The sequence below is a fragment of the Glutamicibacter sp. MOO4 genome (assembly GCF_056934395.1).
In genome coordinates, this window is record NZ_CM167800.1 from 648171 (window position 1) to 668000 (window position 19830).

Here is a 19830-nt window from a genome sequence, read left to right on the forward strand (position 1 = left end):
GTAGCCATTTTTTCTTTGGAGAGTGCGCGGTCTTGGTGCGATCAGAAGTGAGAAATCCACGAATTCGGACAAAGGTTGTGAGGCCGCTCACGGATTGCATATGATTAATGTGCGATAAAAGAGCATCGAGTTCTATTATCGAACAAATGATATTCGAGTAAGTCATCACAGAGAAGCGGGGGATGGGACAGTGCAGTTTCATCACAACGGATATGTCTCGGCGGATCCACGAGTTCAACCGGCAGCGGGAACGGGGATCAACCGTCCCGAAGAACTACCGGAATTCATGGACGTGCTAATTGTTGGCACCGGGCCGGCCGGAACTATTACCGCGGCACAGCTCTCACAATTTCCAGATGTGCATACCCGAATCATCGACCGTCGCCCACATCGACTTGAGATTGGCCAGGCGGATGGAATTCAGTCACGCACTGTTGAGACATTCCAAGCATTCAACTTCGCAGAGCGGATCACCGCAGAAGCCTATGTCATCAAAGAGACCACATTTTGGAATCCGGATCCTGCCAAACCTGAACAGATCATTCGCACCGACAGGACGGCAGATGATCCGACGGGTGTCAGTGAATTTCCGCATCTTGTGGTGAACCAGGCGAGGGTCATCGACTACTTTGCCGAATACGCCCTCAACTCACCTGCTCGAATTACTCCAGATTATGGCTGGGAATTCAAAGAGCTCAGCGCTGAACCTGCTCACGAATATCCTGCGAAAGTCACGCTGATTAACTGCGCTGACGGTGCGGATTCATTGGAACGCGTAGTTCGTGCCAAATACGTTGTGGGAGCAGACGGTGCACGCAGTCAGGTTCGCCGTTCCATTGGAGCCAAGCTGTCAGGCGACAAAGCCAACCATGCGTGGGGCGTCATGGATACCTTGGCCCTCACCGACTTTCCGGATGTGCGAACTAAATGCGCAATCCATTCAACCGCCGGCTCAATCCTGCTCATTCCTCGTGAAGGCGGACAACTCTTCCGACTTTATGTTGACCTAGGCGAGGTTCCGGAAAACGACGAGGGTAAGGTCCGCTAAACACCGTTGGAAGAAATCATTGAACGGGCCAAAGCGATCTTGAATCCCTACTCGCTAGAAGTGAAAGATGTTGTCTGGCATAGCGTCTACGAAGTCGGCCATCGACTAGCCGATCGCTTCGACGACGTCCCTCTGGAAAAAATTGATTCGCAAAATCCTCGAGTCTTCATCGTCGGGGACGCCTGCCACACACACACTGCAAAAGCAGGGCAAGGGATGAATGTGTCCATGCAGGATGGATTCAACCTGGCATGGAAAATTGGTCATGTGCTTTCTGGGCAAGCACCAGCGCAATTGCTGCGGACTTACAGCGCCGAACGTAAGGTCATCGCCAAAGATCTGATCGACTTTGATAAGCAATGGTCCTCCATCATGGCCGCAACGCCAGAAGACTTGGCAGGCAAGGAAGGCGTTGCCGAATTTTATGTTCGTACCGCTGAATTCCCGGCAGGATTCATGACTGAGTATTCACCGTCCGAACTTACGGGCAACAAAACGTACCAGCATCGAGCAGCCGGATTCCCCATTGGTAAGCGTTTCAGATCCGCAGAAGTTATGCGTGTGGCCGACGCCAACCCAAAACACTTGGGGCATCATCACAAGGTCGATGGGCGCTATCGAATTTATGTTTTTGCCGACCAGCAGCCAGCAGGTGCCTCGGGTGAAGTTGCACAGCTGGCATCGTGGTTGACGGATTCACAAGATTCTCCGGTCCGGCGATTCACGCCAACGGGCTCGGATCTTGATGCGCTCTTTGATATCAAGGTGATCTACCAGCAAGATTACTCAACGCTGAACATCAACGACGCACCTGAGATATTCCGCCCCCATGTTGGACAGTTCGGACTCATGAACTATGAAAAGGTCTACACCGCTCTGCCCGCGGAAAATATCTTTGAACAACGACAAATTTCCCGTGAGGGAGCGATCGTAATCGTTCGGCTGGATATGTATGTGGCCAACGTTTTGCCGTTGAGTGCCACCGATCAACTATCCGAGTTTTTTGATTCAGTGTTACTCGATCAGAACTAATCAAGATATTTCCCCTACCAGTGTGAGGCCAGCTCAATGAGCTGTTCTCACGCTGGCTCTCAGTGTTGTCGCTGCGGAATATTTAATGCACTGTGTGAGTTGTTAAAGGTGCAAGGGATAAGTTCGCGGCGGAAGGAATGCGTTATGGATCAGGGGTTCAGTTTCGATCTACAACAGGTCGTTGAATCTGACATGGTGTGCGCCGACGGCGTCTGTTTTATTCCGCCTTCTAACGAGTCCACTGCTCAAGCAAATACTCTCGCAGAACCACTGCGTGATTAGCTTGCTCGTTTTTTGAACTATAAACAAAAGTGACGATCGGATGTTGCTCTAGGATTTGCAGCAAGTCGTCTACAGCGGGGTTTTGATCCAACTCGGATTTGTAGACCTGAGCGTATTGTTCGAAGTGCTCGGTGTCGTGGATCCATACTTTGCGAAGTTCGTTGCTTGGAGCAACGGTCTTAGCCCACTGGTCTAAATGGAGTTTCTCTTTACTCTGACCACGCGGCCATAGACGGTCAACCAGTATGCGGTAGCCGTCTTCGGCAATAGCGTCGCTGTACACCCGCTTGAGTCGAATTTCAGACATGATTCACCTGTTAATTCCTGATCTGCGCTGGTTCTGATCCAAAATACCGAGAATGATCGGTGCCATGGAGACGATCGTGGTTTCGCTCAATTTACCTCAGATGTCACGCCTAGAATTCCATACGTCGGAAATTATGCGCTCATCTGTTATCACTTGGCTGGTGAGTAGGCTAATCTGTAGATAGTTTGGTATCGCAATATTGCCAAATTCGAACTCAAGGTCGTCGCGCACGAACTGTAAGCAAGATTTTCTGGAGGATCCCAAATGTCGGAACATGGGCCGGTTGACCCGCACAAAGAGTCTGCCTCCGAGACGACCAATATTTCTCTCCCATCAGCTGGCAAGCCAACTGAGCCCGCAGTCATCTACACTCTGAGTGAAGATGAGAAGAGCGCAGTACGCGCACTGCCTGCCGGTTCGGCATTGTTGATTGCTCACTCCGGGCCGAACAAGGGCGCACGCTTCTTGTTGGACACCGACGAGAGCATCGCTGGCCGGCACCCGAACGCTGATATTTTCCTAGACGACGTCACCGTTTCGCGCAGGCATGCAAAGTTCACCCGTAGTGGTCAGAGCTTCCGCCTCAGCGATATTGGTTCGCTCAACGGCACTTACATTAACGGTGACCGGATTGACGCTATCCAGCTCAACAGCGGAGTCCAGGTTCAAATTGGCAAGTTCCGTTTGAATTTTTACCAGAGCGTGCCGAACCTTTAAGCTAGTAGAGTTCTAGGTTTTCCGCCGACGGTTAGTCCGTCGTCTTCTCCATAATTCCGAGGTGTAGACCCTTTGTCGATTTTTGACGCAGCCCGAAGCCCACGACTCGAGGCGCAACGCCACGAGACTGTCCGGCAGGCAGCGCTAAACATCGGTGAAGTGCTCTCGGAACTCAAGGATGAATTTCCACGCGTCACAGCCTCGAAGATTCGCTTCTTAGAGGACAAGGGATTGATCATCCCGCAGCGCACCTCAGCTGGGTACCGGAAGTACAGTTCCTCGGACGTTAGCCGTCTGCGTTTCATCCTTTCGGTGCAGCGCGACCAGTACCTGCCGCTGAAGGTCATCAAAGATCACCTCGACGCGGTTGATCGTGGCGAGGCTCCTGAAGCATTGCCTGGGGGAGCACCAGCCGCACCACAGCTCGTCAATAGCGACATGGCTGAAGCCGTGGAGCGCAAGACCCGACTGGTTTCTCTCTCTGAGCTACAGGGCCTAAGCGGCGCTAGTGATGAGCTGGTTGATGAACTGCTTAAGTTTGGACTGGTTGAAGCCCAGGGCGGCCTCTTCGATTCGAACTGCATCAAGGTCACCAAGTCTGCAGTGCTTTTAGCTAGCCATGGCGTTGAACCCCGCCACCTGCGTCAATTCCGCACTGCCGCTGATCGCGAGTTCTCGCTTATCGAAACAATCGTCGGTAACGAGATGAGGAAGCCCGAGGTTTCCGCCCGTGCCCGCGCAGCGGAAGAAGCTCAGGAAATCTCTCGGCAGTGCTTGGAGATTCACGAAGCCCTCGTACAGCGTGCTATTTCGCAGCTAGATCGCTAGGCTAAACACACCAGGCATTCACGACTCTAGGGGGCAGACATGCTGGAACTGGAGTTTTCCGGGATACGTATTCAACTGCCGGCAAATCAGCCACTGTTGCTACTGAAATACTCGGAGCGAAATCTTTTCCTTCCATTGTGGATTGGTGCTCCAGAAGCATCGGCTATTGCCATGTCCGAGCAGGGGCTAACGCCGCCACGTCCGATGACACACGATTTGATGCTCAGCATTTTTGAGGCCACCGGGGTGAGCTTGGAGCGTGTAGAAATCATCTCCGTGCACAACGCCGTTTTTGTGGCCGAACTTGTTTTGTCTAATGGCAAACGTGTGGATTCACGTTCCTCTGACGCAGTGGCCCTAGCCGTACGCACACAATGCCCAATTTATTGTGCCGAGGACGTCCTCGAAGATGCCGGAGTGTCTATCGAGCTGGAAGCCGAGGGCGAGGAAGCTCCAGAAGAGCAGTTGCGTGAGTTCCGGGAATTTTTGGACACTATTGACCCCGAGGACTTTTCTTCATAGGCATTTCTTTGTTGAATTCAGCGAATTATTGTCGCTGAATTGGGATATTCGATGTACGTGTGCGACACGGCTTAAAGTTAAGCTTGAAGGTCTTTGACCATTAGCGCCGATAGCCGTACCGTCGATGCATAGGGACATAGAACAAGAACTGTTTTTGATGATCATCGCTCGCATCTGTGCGGTTCTGAGTTAGTCGCTACCTTACTCATTTAGGAACGTGCTGATACACAAGGAGCAATTGGATGGAGTCTAGCCAGACAGGACCTCGTCGCGGGGTCGACGGCGGCAACAAGCATTCCAATACGCAAGGGCTGCTCTTCACCGACGACCTGCCTGAGCTCGATGAGCACGCCGGATACCGCGGTCCAGTTGTTTGCAAAGCCGCAGGCATTACCTACCGTCAGCTCGATTACTGGGCACGTACCGGCCTAGTTGAGCCAGCCGTTCGTGGTGCCAAAGGTTCGGGTAGTCACCGACTGTACTCCTTCCGCGACATCCTCGTTCTAAAGATCGTTAAGCGCCTTCTTGATACTGGCGTTTCCCTTCAGCAGATCCGTACAGCCGTCCTGCACCTACGCGAACGCGGTGTGGAAGACCTCGCTCAAATCACTTTGATGAGTGACGGCGCTTCGGTCTACGAATGCACCAGCGCGGATGAAGTTATTGACCTAGTACAGAAGGGCCAGGGCGTCTTCGGAATCGCCGTTGGACGTGTCTGGCGAGAAGTTGAAGGTTCACTTGCTCAGCTCCCATCAGAGAGCTCCACTGATCAGGATATGCCCGAAGATGAGCTGGCAGCGCGACGCGCAGCCAAGGCAGCTCGCAACGTAGGCTAGTCAAGCAAAATAAAAGCTTATAGATATGAGGCCAGGCCACCAATCGGTGGCCTGGCCTCATATCTATTTTGTCTTGAGTACTGCTTGATGCTTAGCTGTTCGATTTGCCTGCGGTCGACATGACTTCCTTGAGCAATGCATCAAACTGCGAGAGCATCGGTGCAGTTGCCTTGGAAGGCCACTGGTGTACCGAGTATGCCGCCCCCTGAATTTGCTGCCATTCGGAGTGCTCTGGGATCTCAGGCTTGACCATGGATTCACCAAACATCTGACGCATCTCGCCCAGACGGAAAGTGTGCTCTGCAGAGTCCTTGCGAACGCGGTTCGCAACAACCTTTACCGGGCCGAGTGACGGAGCGAATTCGCGACGGAAAAGATCCAGTGCGCGCTGCGTGCGTTCGGTACCTGCGACCGAGAAAAGGCTCGGTTCCGCCACTAGCAACAGTTGGTCTGAGGCGCTCCATGCCATGCGGGTCAACCCGTTCAGCGATGGAGGGCAGTCGATCAGCACTAGCTGGTAGCCGCTGGTTCGGCTGAGGATTTGGGTCAGGCGACGCAAGTCCCTGGTGCGCAAATCCGGGCGGTCATAAATGCCGGTGTAGGCATCGCCTACGGCAACATCAAGTACCGGAATGCGGGTACGCGACTTCTTCTCTGCTGCTTTTGATTGCCAAGCGCTGGCTACTACCTGCTCCTGCAAACGGACCCTACGAGCGTTCTTGAGCATTTGCCCAATTGGCTGTTTGCCGTTGGCTCGAACTCCGAGGCCAGTGCTGGCATCCGCGTGGGGATCCAAGTCAATGACGAGAGTCGGAATGCCGGCGGCAAGTGCTGCTGAAGCCAGTCCGAGCGTTACGGAGGTTTTTCCTACGCCACCCTTGAGGCTGCTGATGCTCACTACGTGCACGGACCAGACCACGCCTTTCACTGTTCGCTATTTAACGTCCCACCGAATTTTTAGTCTCTCATCATCATAGTGTGCCGAAGGTCGTTTCCCCGACTTTGCAACGTTAGTTTTTGCTCTTGTATCCAACTTAGTGATTAAAAGAGCATTCAAGGCCAATATTTCTTATGGTCAGACCACAGGGTGAAATGTTTGTGCGTAATCCGCATCACCCGTGTAGTGTGTCTCACAGAAGTGGCGAAAACTTGCTACTTTTCGAGACCCGAAAGGCTGTTGATGTCTTCTCATTGGCCACTGGAACAGCTTCCTGGCCAGAGACACCAACCCCGTAATGATTCGATGTAGGGACACTATGTTTGAAAAAATCTTGGTCGCCAACCGCGGTGAGATTGCAATTCGTGCTTTCCGCGCAAGCTACGAGCTCGGTGCAAAAACCGTAGCGGTTTACCCCCATGAAGACCGCAACTCGATTCACCGCCAGAAAGCCGCAGAGGCCTACCAGATTGGTGAAGAGGGCCATCCTGTCCGTGCGTACCTGGACATCGAGGAAATCATCCGCGTTGCCAAAGAGTCCGGCGCCGATGCAATCTACCCAGGCTACGGATTTATGTCCGAGAACCCGGACCTGGCTCGTGCGGCAGCAGCGGAAGGCATCAAGTTCATCGGTCCCAAGGCGGACGTGCTTGAACTGGCCGGAAACAAAGTTGCTGCACTGAAAGCAGCCCGTCAAGCCGGTATCCCAGTACTAGAGTCATCTGAACCAAGCGACGACGTCGACTTCTTGGTCGCTGAAGCGGACCGCATTGGGTTCCCAATCTTCGTCAAGGCTGTAGCTGGTGGCGGCGGTCGTGGTATGCGTCGCGTGGACAAGCGCGAAGATTTGCAGGAACTGATGGGCGCGGCCATGCGCGAAGCTGGCACCGCCTTTGGTGACCCCACCGTGTTCCTCGAGCAAGCGGTACTGCGCCCTCGTCACATCGAAGTGCAGATCCTGGCCGACGAGCATGGAAACATCGTTCACCTGCACGAGCGTGACTGCTCCTTGCAGCGCCGCCACCAGAAGGTTGTTGAGATCGCTCCAGCGCCGAATCTGGATGATTCCATCCGTCAGGCACTGTTCCGCGATGCGGTGAAGTTTGCCAAAGCCTTGGGCTACCAGAACGCCGGAACCGTTGAGTTCTTGGTAGATACCGTCGGCGATCGAGCCGGCCAGCACGTATTCATCGAAATGAACCCTCGTATTCAGGTTGAGCACACAGTGACCGAAGAAGTCACTGACATCGACCTAGTACAGGCGCAGATGCGCATTGCCGCCGGAGAATCGCTGAGCGATCTTGGCATTAGCCAGGACAGCATTCAGGTCCGCGGCTGGGCACTGCAGTCCCGCATCACTACCGAAGATCCATCCAACGGCTTCCGCCCAGACGTAGGCACAATCACCGTTTACCGCTCGGCCGGTGGCTCGGGTGTGCGACTTGACGGCGGCACCATCTACGCTGGTGCTGAAGTCTCCCCACACTTTGACTCCATGCTGGTCAAGCTCACCTGTCGTGGACGCGACTACCAAACCGCCGTGGCTCGTGCCCGTCGTGCGTTGGCCGAGTTCCGCGTACGTGGTGTGGCAACCAATATTCCGTTCATCCAGAACGTACTGGCCGACCCGCAGTTCCTGGCCGGCGATGTAGCTACTGACTTCATCGACTCCCGCCCAGATTTGCTCACCGGTAACAAGTCTCAGGACCGCGGTACCAAGGCCTTGAACTACCTGGCGCACGTGACCGTGAACCATCCACACGGTGAGCGCATCGAAGGTATTGACCCACGCAAGAAGCTGCCAGCTTTCCCGGGCGATAAGTCCGATGAGCCAGAACGTTCTCCATTTGATGGCCCATCCAAGTCTGCTGCACCAGTTGACGGATGGCGCCAGAAGTTACTGGATCTGGGCCCGGAAGGGTTTGCCAAGGCACTGCGCGAATCCCAGGCCGTAGGCATTACCGATACCACCTTCCGCGATGCGCACCAGTCCTTGCTGGCTACCCGTGTGCGCACCCGTGACCTGCTTGCTGCAGCCCCGGCCTACGCACATACCACCCCACAGTTGTTCTCCATGGAAGTTTGGGGCGGAGCCACCTACGACGTGTCCCTGCGCTTCTTGGGTGAAGACCCATGGAAGCGTTTGGAACTGCTGCGTGCCGAGCTGCCAAACATCCCACTGCAGATGTTGCTGCGTGGGCGCAACACCGTCGGATACACCCCGTACCCGACCGAAGTCACCGATGCGTTTGTTAAGCAGGCTGCGGCCTCAGGCATCGACATCTTCCGTATTTTTGATGCGCTCAACGACGTTTCGCAGATGGCTCCGGCCATCAAGGCAGTGCGCGAAACCGGAACTGCGGTTGCCGAAGTAGCCCTGTGCTACACCGGTAACCTGCTGGATTCCAACGAGAAGCTGTACACCCTGGATTACTACCTCCAGTTGGCACAGCAGATCGTCGACGCCGGTGCACACATTATCGCCATCAAGGACATGGCCGGGTTGCTCCGTCCGGCAGCTGCCACCAAGTTGGTTACTGCGCTGCGTGAGCGCTTTGATCTGCCGGTGCACCTGCACACCCACGACACCGCAGGTGGCCAGCTGGCTACCCTGATGGCAGCCATCGATGCCGGCGTGGACGCGGTTGACGTGGCCAGCGCCGCCATGGCCGGAACCACGTCGCAGCCATCGGCCTCAGCACTGGTCGCAGCGCTGGAATTCACCGATCGTGATCCAGGGCTGTCCTTGGATGCGGTAGCCTCGCTGGAACCATACTGGGAAGCAGTACGTGCACTGTATAAGCCGTTCGAATCAGGCCTGCCAGCACCAACCGGCCGCGTATACCAGCACGAGATTCCAGGCGGACAGCTTTCGAACCTGCGCCAGCAGGCCATCTCGTTGGGACTGGGCGAGCGTTTTGAGGCCATCGAGTCCATGTACGCTTCGGTGAACGACATGCTCGGCAACGTGGTCAAGGTGACTCCGTCCTCCAAGGTGGTTGGCGACCTAGCACTTCAGCTTGTCGGCTCCTCGGTGGCTGCTGCGGACTTCGAAGCCAACCCGCAGAACTACGATGTCCCAGATTCGGTCATCCAGTTCCTCTCCGGTGAGTTGGGCAATCCTCCGGGCGGATGGCCAGAACCATTCCGCACCAAGGCGCTGCAGGGACGTAATATCAAGAACCGCATTGAGGATCTCTCAGCCGAGGATGCTCAGGGCCTGCAGGGGGATGACGAGACCGTTCGTTCCACGTTGAACCGCTTGCTCTTCGCCGGACCAACCCGTGACTTTGAGAAGTCCGTGGAGAACTACGGAGATTTGTCCGTGCTTCACACCCGTGACTACCTCTACGGCTTCACTCCAGGCTTTGAGCACGTCATCTCGCTGGGCACCGGCGTTCGTCTGCTGGTCAAGTTGGTTTCCGTTTCGGATGCCGATGAGAAGGGCCTGCGCACCGTGGTGGTCACCCTGAACGGTCAGTCACGTCAGATCAAGGTCCGTGACGAGTCGGTGGAATCCACCGTCAAGTCCGCACCAAAGGCTGACCCGAACAATGCCGGACATGTGGCAGCACCATTTGCTGGGGCTGTGACGGTGAACGTGAAGACCGGAGATTTGATCGAAGCCGGTCAGTCGGTAGCCACCATCGAAGCGATGAAGATGGAAGCTGGCATTACCGCAAACGCCTCGGGCGTTGTCACGCAGATCACCCTGGATGGCACCAGCCAAGTGCAGGGTGGCGATCTACTCTTGGTGATTGAACCGAAGTAGTACGTAGCAAGTCTTTTGCATCGGGCACAGGGGCCCGCAACATAAGTTGCGGGCCCCTGTGTTCACTTCACAATTTTTAGAAACACCTTAGACGTACAAGGAGCTGCGATGCGCGCCAGCAAGACTCCAGCAGGGGTAACGCCCCAGGAAATCAGCACCCAAGCCAGCGAATTCTCCGCACTGCGAAGCCGGCTGGGGGTTCTGGTATTTACCTTGGATACCCACCTGCCGTTTTTTGAAATCGCTGAGCATTTAGCCGAGCAATTTGGCGAGGTCAACGTCAAGGCCGAGGTCTCAACCTCTGGCCCGCAACGCGTGCAGACAGCCCTGGAAGGCAAATTCAGCGCCGCAGATGTACTGGTCGTTGTTGGTGAACCAGGTCCGGATAGCGAAGACCAGCTCATGGAACTGGTCGAGTGGCTGTTGGCTAATGGGCGCAAAGCTCTGGCCGAGAACCTCATCTTCGCGGTGCTCGGCGAAGTGCGTGCCGATCATCCGGTACCGGCCTTCAATCGGGTTGTACTTCCACGTAGCTACTTTGCCCGGACACAACACAGCGGCCTCAGGTTGCCCTGGGCCGCTTCAGCTCGCGAATCGTGGGAGCTAGTTGGTGCTGTTATGAATTACGCTGTTGGTTTAGGCGCCGAGTAGATCTCTTCGATGAGCTCGTTGTAGTCCTTGAGAACCGCAGCGCGCTTGATCTTCAGCGATGGCGTCAGGTGCCCGGTTTCCTCGGTGAAGTCCGAGGCTACAATCCGGAAAGACTTGATCGCTTCGGCACGGGATACCGAAGTATTGGCCTTGGCTATCACCTTTTCGATGGTTTCGCGCACGGTCGGGTTTTGCGCCAGTTCTTCGAGCGAACTGTTCTTATCCAGGTGGTGACGATCAAGCCAGCCTGGCAACGCTTCGTCATCTAGGGTCACCAGCGCGGCGATAAATGGTCGGCCTTCGCCGACGACCACACACTGTGAGACCAATGCGTCAGCACGGATCTGGTCTTCGAGCAGCGCAGGAATCACGTTCTTGCCGCTGGAAGTGACGATGATTTCCTTCTTGCGTCCGGTGATGCTCAAGTAGCCGTCATCGTCCAACTCGCCGATATCTCCGGTATGGAACCAGCCATCGGTGAAAGCTTCGTCTTGAAGTTCTGGCCGGTCATGGTATCCGCTCATCACGCAAATACCCTTGGCCAGGATCTCTCCATCGCTGGCAATACGAACTGCATTGCCAGGAAGTGGCTTGCCCACGGTACCGATCTTGATGCGGTCCAAGGTATTAACCGTGATCGGAGCGGTAGTTTCCGTCAGACCGTAGCCTTCAAGAATGGTCACACCAATGCCGTTAAAGAAGTGGCCTAAGCGTTCGCCCAGTGGGCCGCCGCCGGATACTGCATGGCGGATATTTCCGCCCATGGCATCACGCAGCTTCTTGTAAAGAAGTGCGTCAAAGAGCTTATGCTTCAGCGACAAAACTAGCGGAATTTTGCCCGACTGCTGCGCCTTGGAATAGGCCACAGCAACGTCGACGCCGGCATGGAAAATCTTGCCCTTGCCACCGTCTTCGGCCTTGAGCATCGCTGAGTTGTAGACCTTCTCAAATACGCGAGGCACCGCGAGGATGAAGTTCGGTTTGAAGGACTGAAGGTCACCAAGCAGGTTTTTCACATCTGGGGTGTGGCCGGTACGGCAACCAGCTGCCACGTTGATGACCGAAATGAATCGGGCAAAAACGTGTGCCAGTGGCAAGAACATGATGGTGGAGGCACCAGGGTACACAGCATCGGGTAGGGAAGCTGCAGCGTTTTCGGCCAGCTCGACAAAATTGCCGTGCGTCAGTTCGCAGCCCTTAGGCCGCCCGGTGGTGCCAGAGGTATAGATGATTGTGGCGATGTGGCTCAGCGAAACTGCAGCGCGACGGGATTCAAGTAGATCGTCGTTGATCGCTCGTCCATCTTCAACCAGCTGTTCCAATCCACCGTCAAACTGCCAGACGTGATCGAGAAGTTCGAGCTGCTCTTCGTGAGCTGCCCGGCGTACGACGTTTTCATGTGCTGCAGATTCAAGGACGACCGCTTTGGCGTCGGAATCCGAGATAATCCATGCAACCTGGCTAGGGGAGGAAGTCTCATAAATGGGAACGGTGACACATCCGGCAAACCAGATGGCGAAGTCCACGAGGGTCCACTCGTAGCGGGTTTTGGCCATCAGCGCGATGCGTTCGCCGGCGTCGATGCCGTTGGCGATAAATCCTTTGGCGATGGCTTTGGCATCGGCAGCAAACTGCGATGCGGTGACGTCTTGCCACGATGAGTCAGGTCCAGGCTTTGAGAACAAAGCCGGGTTTGCTGCCGAATTTGCGTGGCGTAACAGTAAGTCGGTGATATTTGACTGTTGCGGTGTGTGGATGCGAATTGGCGAGCTATATTCGCGCATCTGGTACTCAACTCCTGAACTTTGTGTGACCCCAAAAGCAATGGCGGGTAACCCGCATCACATTTTATTACTTTACAGTAACCTACCGTGCTTAACGCTCCAAGTTCGGTTCAGACTTGAGCCCCATCATCTCCCGGATCGCGCTTCGTTGGAAGACGTAGAAGTAAGTAAGCGATTCCGGCCACTGCCAACAGCGCCAAGCCGATAAATACAAACGTCGGAGCTGAGCGGAAAAACAGCACACACAGCAATAGCCCGATCGGGCCGCCAGCTGCAGTAACCCACGCCATATTCAACATTGGATCCCCGGAACCCAACGCGGCAGGTTCATCGGGAACAAATTTCTCATCGGATTCTTCAAGCTCCGCCGGCGCCGAATCGCGTGGGCCAGCCACCGCGCCGGGACCGGTATTAAAGAGCTTCTTGAGCTGATTTGCACGTTCGGCAGCACTGGGCTCACGCGGAGCCGTCGCATCGATCTCTTGGAAGTTCGTCACCAAATCGTCCCACCGCGGATCGTCTTGATGCGGGGGACGAGCGTCAGGAAAACTCATACGTGCCTCCCTGCTTGGCGGTGAGTTTGGCGCTGCTCGCCGGTCGAGTGCTGTGAGAAGAAGCGTCCGGATTCTTGGAAGATCTGCGCTGCGTCGTAATCCAAGGTGGCCACGTGTTTGGAATGAAGCAACTGGTGGTGTTCGGCCAAAGTTCCCGGGGTGAGCCCACCGACCAATTCCCGCACCGAAGCATCCGAAACGACGTTGTCCACCGTGGAGCGGAAGAGCTGGACTGGGGCGGTGACAAGTTCCAACCGTGCACGAGTTTGGGCGAAGAGTGCATGCAGCTGCGCGACGGCGGCGATGGGGGTGCGTGGGTAGGCTCCTTCATCCACGCCACGCTTGGCGATGTCGTTGCTAATCGGGGCAACACTGCGAACCACATGTTTGAGCCATGGGGTGTACGGGGCCAGCGGCGAATCAACGATAAGGCCGGGATTGACCAGTGAAACTGCGGCAACATTGCGGCGAGTGGCCAAGTGCAGAGCTAGCGCGCCACCCATGGACAGGCCAGCAACAAAAACGGTTTTGTGCGTGCGTGCCAGTTCGTCAAAGGCCTGTTCTGTGGCATCGATCCACTGGCTATAAGTGTTGGTAATCATGTCCTGCCACTTGGTGCCGTGTCCTGGAAGCAGTGGCACCGCGGTATCAAAGCCTTGACGGGACAGGGCTTGCGCCCAAGGCTCCATAGCGGTGGGAGAGCCGGTGAAGCCGTGGATCAGCAGCACTGCGCAATCCTTCGATACCCGAGGCTCAGTGGTGTTTTGTGCATCATTTTTCATCGTGACCACTCCAATTTTCTGCTTACACTATCGAGCGTAGTGCACAATTGAAGGGTGCGGACAGTGCCATGACCACCACGGCTTAAGAATGTTCCGCCATAAGCTGATCCTCGAGAAGAAGGAATTTTTCTGCCGTGCTGTACGACTTCCTTAAGCGTTTTGCTGTTCGGCCCCTGATTCGTGTCTTCTTCCGTGTTGATCTGCGAGGCCTAGAGAACGTTCCGGACACCGGGGCAGTTATCTTGGCCTCGAATCATCTCTCGGTCAGCGACTCCGTTTTTCTACCTGCAATGCTCGAACGCCCCGTGATTTTCTTGGCCAAAGATGAGTACTTTAACGGCCGTGGGCTCAAGGGACGAGTGACCGCATGGTTCTTCCGCAACATCAACCAGTTGCCGATGGATCGCTCGGGGGGACGTAAATCAGCGGCATCGCTGGCCAGCGCAAACCGCGCCTTGGGCGAGGGTAAAGTCTTGGGCATTTACCCCGAAGGAACACGCTCGCCCGATGGTCGGCTCTACCGGGCAAAGCTCGGGGTCGCCAAGCTCGCTTTAGAATCCGGCGCCCCGGTCGTTCCTGTGGCCATGATCGGAACCGACAAAGCGCAGCCCATTGGGCGCACGATACCGCGCCCGGGCAAGATCGGCATCAAGATTGGCAAGCCTCTGAACTTTGATCGTCTGGCAGGGAAGCACGATGATCCACAGGCTCTACGCCAGTGTGCAGACGAAATTCGTCAGGCCATCAACGTACTCTCCGGACAGAGCTACGTGGATGTCTATGCACCGAGCAAAGCCAAGAAATAGCGTCCTCTTCACACTGTTACGCAACCCTGTTACATTCGTCGCGGTGCTTTGCTGCTGCGCCACGTAGAATCAATAGGGTGAGCGTAGAAAATCGAACCCCATTGCCAGGCTCCTCCGTAGGCGGCCCCGCCACCGATCCACAACTAGACCTGTGGCGTGAACTGCCTATCGCGCAGCAGCCAACTTGGCGTGAGCACAAGGACTATCAGGCCTCCATCGACGAATTGGGTTCGCGTCCTCCACTGGTATTTGCCGGCGAAGTTGACGTATTGCGCGAACGCCTAGCCGAAGCCGCACAGGGACGTGCCTTCCTGCTTCAGGGTGGTGACTGCGCCGAGACTTTTGCCGACGCTACTGCCGACAAGATCTCCTCGCGTGTACGCACGATTTTGCAGATGGCCGTTGTCCTGACCTATGGTGCCTCGTTACCTGTTATCAAGATGGGTCGCATGGCTGGACAGTTCGCCAAGCCACGTTCCTCGAATGATGAAACCCGAGACGGTGTTACTCTGCCAGCATTCCGCGGCGACATCGTTAATGGCTTCGACTTCACTCCTGAGTCCCGTGCCCATGATCCAAAGCGTTTGGTGCAGGCCTACAACACCTCCTCGGCCACGCTGAACCTGATTCGTGCATTCACCCAGGGCGGCTTTGCTGACCTGCGCAGCGTGCACTCGTGGAACAGCGGCTTCATGGCTAACCCGGCGCACTCCGCCTACGAGCAGCTGGCCGGCGAAATCGACTCGGCCATCCGCTTCATGGATGCTTGTGGCGCCGATTTCGAGGCACTCAAGCGCACCGAGTTCTTCGCCTCCCACGAGGCACTGTTGCTGGACTACGAGCGAGCATTGACCCGCACCGACTCCCGCACCGGCCTGCCATACGACACCAGCGGCCACTTCCTGTGGATCGGTGAACGCACCCGCCAACTGGATCACGCACATATCGATTTCCTGTCGCGTGTACGTAACCCAATTGGCGTGAAGCTTGGCCCAACCACCGATCCAGACGATGCGTTGCGACTGGTCGAGAAGCTCGATCCAAATCGTGAGCCAGGACGTTTGACCTTCATTACCCGCATGGGTGCGAAGAACATTCGTGAAAAGCTGCCAAATTTGGTCGAGAAGGTTACCGCCTCCGGTGCCCAGGTGCTGTGGGTTACCGACCCAATGCACGGCAACACCGTCACCAGCCAGAACGGTTACAAGACTCGCAACTTCGACGATGTCATGGACGAAGTCCGCGGCTTCTTCGAGGTACACGACTCGCTGGGAACCTTCCCAGGTGGCCTGCACGTGGAGATGACCGGCGACGACGTGGCTGAGTGCCTCGGCGGCGCTGATCCGATCCGTGAGGAAGACTTCGACTCGCTGTACGAGTCAGTTTGCGATCCGCGACTGAACCACCGTCAGTCGCTAGAGATGGCTTTCTTGGTCTCCTCGGCGTTGCAAAGCCGTAGCCGTAACCGCTAACTATTAGCCACAAACAAAAAATGGGTTCAGTTCCACACCGTGGAACTGAACCCATTTTTTTGTTGCCGCTAGAAAGCGTAAATGCTGATCTCGCTGCCTCGTACGGCTCGCTGACCCAGCGGTGTCTGCATCCGTACAGTCTGCTGTGCGCCACCAAATACTTCATGGGTTTTCACCGTGAAGCCGGCAGCTTGAAGCTGCGCAGTGGCCTCTTGGACGGTGAGCCCTACAACCGACGGGATCTGAAGATATTCAGGACCCGAGGAGATGCTCACCTCTACGGAACTGCCGAATTCGGCTGCACCCTGGGCCGGTGACTGCGCCGCGATCTGGCCCTTGCTGACCTGTTCTGAACTGACTTCTTCACCAGGAGTGAGACTCAGACCGACGTCCTTGAGCTTCTGCGTAGCCTCATCCTTGCTCAACCCAATGAGAGAGGGAACCTGAACCGGAGCCGGGCCCTTGGACACCGTCAGCGTGATGAGGCTCTTCTTCGGCAACCGCTCGCCGTTGCTAGGGTTCGAAGTGATGACCGAACCGTCGGCCACTGACGAAGAGTAGGCTTCAACAGTTTTCAGGTTTTCAAAGCCCACCTTGGCTAGCGACTTCTTTGCTTGGCCTAGTGTGGAACCAGCGACCTGAGGGATTTGGAAAAGCTCTGGCCCCTCAGAAACCGTGAGCTCTACACCTTGAAATTTCATGATGTTCTTGCCGGTGGCTGGATGAGACTCAACCACCCGACCAATGGAAACTTCATCATCGTAAGCAGTGCTGACGCGCACGGGAACACCGGCGTCGTCCATTTGGGCGATCGCCTGCTCTTGGATCATCCCGGTCAGCGATGGGATACGAACGATCGTTCCCGGACCGCGGCCAAAGAACCAGCCAGCACCGGCCACTACGGCGACAACCAAAATCCACACGAAAATCATGACGGTCTTCTGAGTCCCGCTGCGTGGGCGCCTCAGCTGGTGTGTAGGAATCTGGGCTTCCTTGCGCCAGCGTTTTTCGGCTTGCTTCTGTGCACGCTTGGCTTCGCGAGCTGGGACCTGAGCATCGCTCGCAACCGGTTCAATGGCAGCCGACTCATTGCGTGCGTACACCGAGGTCGCAGCTATGGCCGAGTCAGAATCATTATCTTCGAACCGGTTCATAGCCAGAGTTTGTTGAGCGTCCCGCAAATCTAGAACTTCGGTGGCATCCGAGACTGCAATGACGCTGGTAGGCGATTCACTGCCTAAGTCCTCGTCGAGTTCATAGTCGCCGTCGGCAGCCACGGTATTTAGCTCTTGCCATTGCTTCTCACGATCAAGTTCGCGATCTCGCTGCATGGCGTCAAGGCGTTGTTGCAGCGTGGTCGGCATATGCGCAAAACGTTCGGGAATCAGGTCTTCCACGTTCCCCAGCGAATAGGCACCCAGATCAAGCTGCTCGTCAGTGAGCGTTGCATGGATTTGACGCACTTCTTCTAGAAGCAGCGAGGCATCTTGTGGGCGCTTTTCGGGGTCCTTCTCGGTGCACCAACGCACTAGCTCATCGAGGTCATCAGCCAATTCGGTAATGGTCTGTGATGGCAATGGCATGGGGGAGTCCAGATGATGTTTCATCATGGCTGCGGGGTTGGTTTCCGAATATGGAAGACGTCCGGTGAGCATCTGATAGATCATGATGCCTATCGCATAGATGTCACTGCGCGAATCAGCTGGCGCACCGGAAACCAGTTCAGGGGACACATGGGAAAGGGTGGCCAGCAGGGTCGCGGACTGCGTATGAGCGCTAGCTGCGCGGGCTAACCCAAAGTCGGTCAGTTTGATTTCGCCGATGTCGGAAAGCAAGACGTTGGCGGGTTTCATGTCACGGTGAATGATGCCTTCACTGTGCGCTGCGCTTAATCCGCTACAGATCTGTTCAAGAATGCTGAGCATCTGGCGTGGAGTGAAACAGCCGCGCTCGGCGATAACCTGGTCGAGGTTTCTTCCGCGCACGTATTCCATGACGAGGTAGACAAGGTTGTCGCTGACGTTATGGTCGCGGATCGATACAACATTGGGGTGCGTGATATTTGCGGCGATTACCGCTTCAGATTCGAAGCGTTCTCTTACCGTAGGTTCACTGGCGAAGTTATCGTTCAGTATCTTCACCACTACTGCTCGATGCAGTCGCTTGTCCATGCTGCGGTAGATTCTGGACATGCCGCCTAAAGCCAAGAGGTGGTCCAGGCGATAACGACCATCGAGTGTTTTTCCCAAGTGTGGGTCAGTCAGGGCCGAGCTCATCGTTCGTCGGCACCCACTTGAAGAGTGCGCGCGAAGCAGACCAAAGTCACTAACGGATCCTTTCGAACATGAATACTACTTTTAATCTACCTAGCCGAGCTGGAAAAATGCCGGTTAAACTCAAAATCCGCCAGTGGTGTTGACCGCTGGCGGATTCTGATTGGCGTCTCGGGTTGCGAGATTTACCTCGAGCGCATAATTATGAGGCGCGACGAGCTCGTGCAGCGCGGCGCTTCAAAGCGCGACGCTCATCTTCACTCATACCGCCCCATACGCCTGCATCCTGACCGGACTCAATGGCCCACTGCAAGCAAGTTTCGGTTACTTCACATCGACGGCAGACGCTCTTGGCCTCTTCGATCTGCAATAGGGCCGGACCGGTGTTTCCCACAGGGAAAAACAGTTCCGGGTCCTTTTCCAGACACGCCGCGCGGCTACGCCAATCCATGCTTATTGATGCTCCTTGAAATCTGAGGGGGTCTGAAGAGCTAACGGCAATCAAAGTTGGGGTAAAGACTAGCTAGGAATGAAATTAATTCCTGATTACCTTACGGTTACTGATCGGCTCTTCTGATCGTTGGTGAGGACCGATTGGGTGCCTCGTTTAACCAACCACATAAGGTTTTCATGTTACGAGGAAGTAAACAAGAGTCACGATAGCGAAATGTTGCTGAATGCCTGAGTGCTTTCTCACATGGCATTTGGCCATGAAGTCCGCTAGGTCTATCTGGCGTGACGTCGACAACATCGTGGCAAATAAACACAGTTTGAGTTCCAGTCAAAGGTCAACGAAGATTATTGACGTGAGCCTCGAAGAACGTAACATACCCCGCCCTGTTAGCGCTATTGTCGTCGCGACGATGGTGATGATAGAAGCCCTCGCAGTACTGGTCTATGCCGTCAGCTATCTGGCTAATCTTTCAGCCGGCGGGACTGTGAACATCGGCGGGCAGATCTTCATGTTGATCTTGTGCCTGTTGGTGGCGATCTGGCAAGGGTCGGTGGCGATCAATTTTTACAAGGGCAAAGCGTTTACTCGTGCACCGATTATCGTGTGGCAGTTGTTCCAGTTGATCCTTTCGATCTCATTCCTCAGCACAGACATTCTTTTGGTGAAGCTCGCTGCTGTGCTGTCTATGGTGATCGCCGGAGTCTGCATCGTTATGCTCTTTGCTCCAAAGACGACTGTGTTTCTGGGCGACCGGCCTACGCGCTAAGTACTTG

General features: G+C 55.4%; 16 protein-coding genes and 1 pseudogene. 10 read left to right on the plus strand and 7 right to left on the minus strand.

Going from position 1 to position 19830, the window contains the following annotated elements:
• Positions 1–190 precede the first annotated feature (190 nt).
• Positions 191–2080, plus strand: a pseudogene (locus AC1Z3F_RS02990) (FAD-binding monooxygenase).
• Positions 2081–2309: 229 nt separating this feature from the next.
• Here AC1Z3F_RS02990 and AC1Z3F_RS02995 read toward each other — a convergent pair.
• Positions 2310–2669, minus strand: a complete 360-nt coding sequence (locus AC1Z3F_RS02995) for a DUF488 domain-containing protein (RefSeq protein WP_483566539.1) — start codon at positions 2667–2669, stop codon at positions 2310–2312.
• A 264-nt stretch (positions 2670–2933) separates the two neighbouring features.
• On the opposite strand from AC1Z3F_RS02995, the gene AC1Z3F_RS03000 reads away from it, so the two are divergent.
• From AC1Z3F_RS03000 to AC1Z3F_RS03015, 4 genes are all read left to right on the plus strand, one after another.
• Positions 2934–3386 carry an FHA domain-containing protein gene (locus tag AC1Z3F_RS03000; RefSeq protein WP_131087801.1) on the plus strand — a complete coding sequence of 151 codons (453 nt, stop codon included), beginning with the start codon at positions 2934–2936 and terminating at the stop codon, positions 3384–3386.
• 72 nt (positions 3387–3458) lie between these two features.
• Positions 3459–4214, plus strand: coding sequence for a transcriptional regulator FtsR (ftsR, locus tag AC1Z3F_RS03005; RefSeq protein ID WP_483566540.1), 756 nt, complete (start codon positions 3459–3461; stop codon positions 4212–4214).
• Between the two features lie 39 nt (positions 4215–4253).
• Positions 4254–4736, plus strand: a complete 483-nt coding sequence (locus tag AC1Z3F_RS03010; protein WP_262198049.1) for a bifunctional nuclease family protein — start codon at positions 4254–4256, stop codon at positions 4734–4736.
• A gap of 242 nt (positions 4737–4978) precedes the next feature.
• Positions 4979–5572: a MerR family transcriptional regulator gene (locus AC1Z3F_RS03015; RefSeq protein ID WP_131087804.1), complete on the plus strand. Its 594-nt coding sequence runs from the start codon at positions 4979–4981 to the stop codon at positions 5570–5572.
• A gap of 91 nt (positions 5573–5663) precedes the next feature.
• Here AC1Z3F_RS03015 and AC1Z3F_RS03020 read toward each other — a convergent pair whose 3' ends face one another.
• Positions 5664–6491: a ParA family protein gene (locus AC1Z3F_RS03020; protein ID WP_483566932.1), complete on the minus strand. Its 828-nt coding sequence runs from the start codon at positions 6489–6491 to the stop codon at positions 5664–5666.
• Positions 6492–6828: 337 nt separating this feature from the next.
• On the opposite strand from AC1Z3F_RS03020, the gene AC1Z3F_RS03025 reads away from it, so the two are divergent.
• Together AC1Z3F_RS03025 and AC1Z3F_RS03030 are read left to right on the plus strand one after the other, a co-directional pair.
• The gene (locus AC1Z3F_RS03025) at positions 6829–10281 is read left to right on the plus strand and encodes a pyruvate carboxylase (RefSeq protein WP_483566541.1); all 3453 of its coding nucleotides are present in this window, start codon (positions 6829–6831) and stop codon (positions 10279–10281) included.
• Between the two features lie 108 nt (positions 10282–10389).
• Entirely contained in the window at positions 10390–10932 is a 543-nt protein-coding gene (locus tag AC1Z3F_RS03030; RefSeq protein WP_483566542.1) for a hypothetical protein, read from the plus strand.
• Here AC1Z3F_RS03030 and AC1Z3F_RS03035 read toward each other — a convergent pair.
• The 3 genes from AC1Z3F_RS03035 to AC1Z3F_RS03045 form a co-directional block, all read right to left on the minus strand.
• The gene (locus AC1Z3F_RS03035) at positions 10905–12716 is read right to left on the minus strand and encodes an AMP-dependent synthetase/ligase (protein WP_483566543.1); all 1812 of its coding nucleotides are present in this window, start codon (positions 12714–12716) and stop codon (positions 10905–10907) included. The two genes, AC1Z3F_RS03030 and AC1Z3F_RS03035, sit on opposite strands and share 28 nt — an antisense overlap.
• A 110-nt stretch (positions 12717–12826) precedes the next feature.
• Positions 12827–13270 carry a hypothetical protein gene (locus AC1Z3F_RS03040; protein WP_262198044.1) on the minus strand — a complete coding sequence of 148 codons (444 nt, stop codon included), beginning with the start codon at positions 13268–13270 and terminating at the stop codon, positions 12827–12829.
• A complete protein-coding gene (locus tag AC1Z3F_RS03045) occupies positions 13267–14052 on the minus strand; it encodes an alpha/beta hydrolase (protein ID WP_262198043.1) in 786 nt (261 codons plus the stop codon). Before AC1Z3F_RS03045 ends, AC1Z3F_RS03040 begins: the two co-directional genes overlap by 4 nt.
• Before the next feature lie 134 nt (positions 14053–14186).
• Here AC1Z3F_RS03045 and AC1Z3F_RS03050 point away from each other — a divergent pair, with 134 nt between their 5' ends.
• Both AC1Z3F_RS03050 and AC1Z3F_RS03055 read left to right on the plus strand, forming a co-directional pair.
• Positions 14187–14858, plus strand: coding sequence for a lysophospholipid acyltransferase family protein (locus tag AC1Z3F_RS03050; RefSeq protein WP_483566544.1), 672 nt, complete (start codon positions 14187–14189; stop codon positions 14856–14858).
• A gap of 77 nt (positions 14859–14935) precedes the next feature.
• On the plus strand, positions 14936–16330 hold the full coding sequence (locus tag AC1Z3F_RS03055; protein ID WP_483566545.1) for a class II 3-deoxy-7-phosphoheptulonate synthase: 1395 nt from the start codon (positions 14936–14938) through the stop codon (positions 16328–16330).
• Between the two features lie 68 nt (positions 16331–16398).
• On the opposite strand, the gene AC1Z3F_RS03060 is transcribed toward AC1Z3F_RS03055, so the two are convergent.
• Positions 16399–18606, minus strand: coding sequence for a Stk1 family PASTA domain-containing Ser/Thr kinase (locus tag AC1Z3F_RS03060; protein WP_483566546.1), 2208 nt, complete (start codon positions 18604–18606; stop codon positions 16399–16401).
• 199 nt (positions 18607–18805) lie between these two features.
• A complete protein-coding gene (locus tag AC1Z3F_RS03065) occupies positions 18806–19054 on the minus strand; it encodes a WhiB family transcriptional regulator (RefSeq protein ID WP_013348560.1) in 249 nt (82 codons plus the stop codon).
• Positions 19055–19409: 355 nt separating this feature from the next.
• On the opposite strand from AC1Z3F_RS03065, the gene AC1Z3F_RS03070 reads away from it, so the two are divergent.
• Complete coding sequence (locus AC1Z3F_RS03070; protein WP_131087814.1) at positions 19410–19823, plus strand: hypothetical protein; 414 nt, start codon at positions 19410–19412, stop codon at positions 19821–19823.
• Positions 19824–19830: the final 7 nt, after the last annotated feature.

Coding starts and splice junctions, on each gene's coding strand:
- AC1Z3F_RS02995 (WP_483566539.1), bottom strand. CDS start 2,669: ATGTCTGAAATTCGACTCAAGCGGGTGTACAGCGACGCTATTGCCGAA.
- AC1Z3F_RS03000 (WP_131087801.1), top strand. CDS start 2,934: ATGTCGGAACATGGGCCGGTTGACCCGCACAAAGAGTCTGCCTCCGAG.
- AC1Z3F_RS03010 (WP_262198049.1), top strand. CDS start 4,254: ATGCTGGAACTGGAGTTTTCCGGGATACGTATTCAACTGCCGGCAAAT.
- AC1Z3F_RS03015 (WP_131087804.1), top strand. CDS start 4,979: ATGGAGTCTAGCCAGACAGGACCTCGTCGCGGGGTCGACGGCGGCAAC.
- AC1Z3F_RS03025 (WP_483566541.1), top strand. CDS start 6,829: ATGTTTGAAAAAATCTTGGTCGCCAACCGCGGTGAGATTGCAATTCGT.
- AC1Z3F_RS03030 (WP_483566542.1), top strand. CDS start 10,390: ATGCGCGCCAGCAAGACTCCAGCAGGGGTAACGCCCCAGGAAATCAGC.
- AC1Z3F_RS03035 (WP_483566543.1), bottom strand. CDS start 12,716: ATGCGCGAATATAGCTCGCCAATTCGCATCCACACACCGCAACAGTCA.
- AC1Z3F_RS03040 (WP_262198044.1), bottom strand. CDS start 13,270: ATGAGTTTTCCTGACGCTCGTCCCCCGCATCAAGACGATCCGCGGTGG.
- AC1Z3F_RS03045 (WP_262198043.1), bottom strand. CDS start 14,052: ATGAAAAATGATGCACAAAACACCACTGAGCCTCGGGTATCGAAGGAT.
- AC1Z3F_RS03060 (WP_483566546.1), bottom strand. CDS start 18,606: ATGAGCTCGGCCCTGACTGACCCACACTTGGGAAAAACACTCGATGGT.
- AC1Z3F_RS03065 (WP_013348560.1), bottom strand. CDS start 19,054: ATGGATTGGCGTAGCCGCGCGGCGTGTCTGGAAAAGGACCCGGAACTG.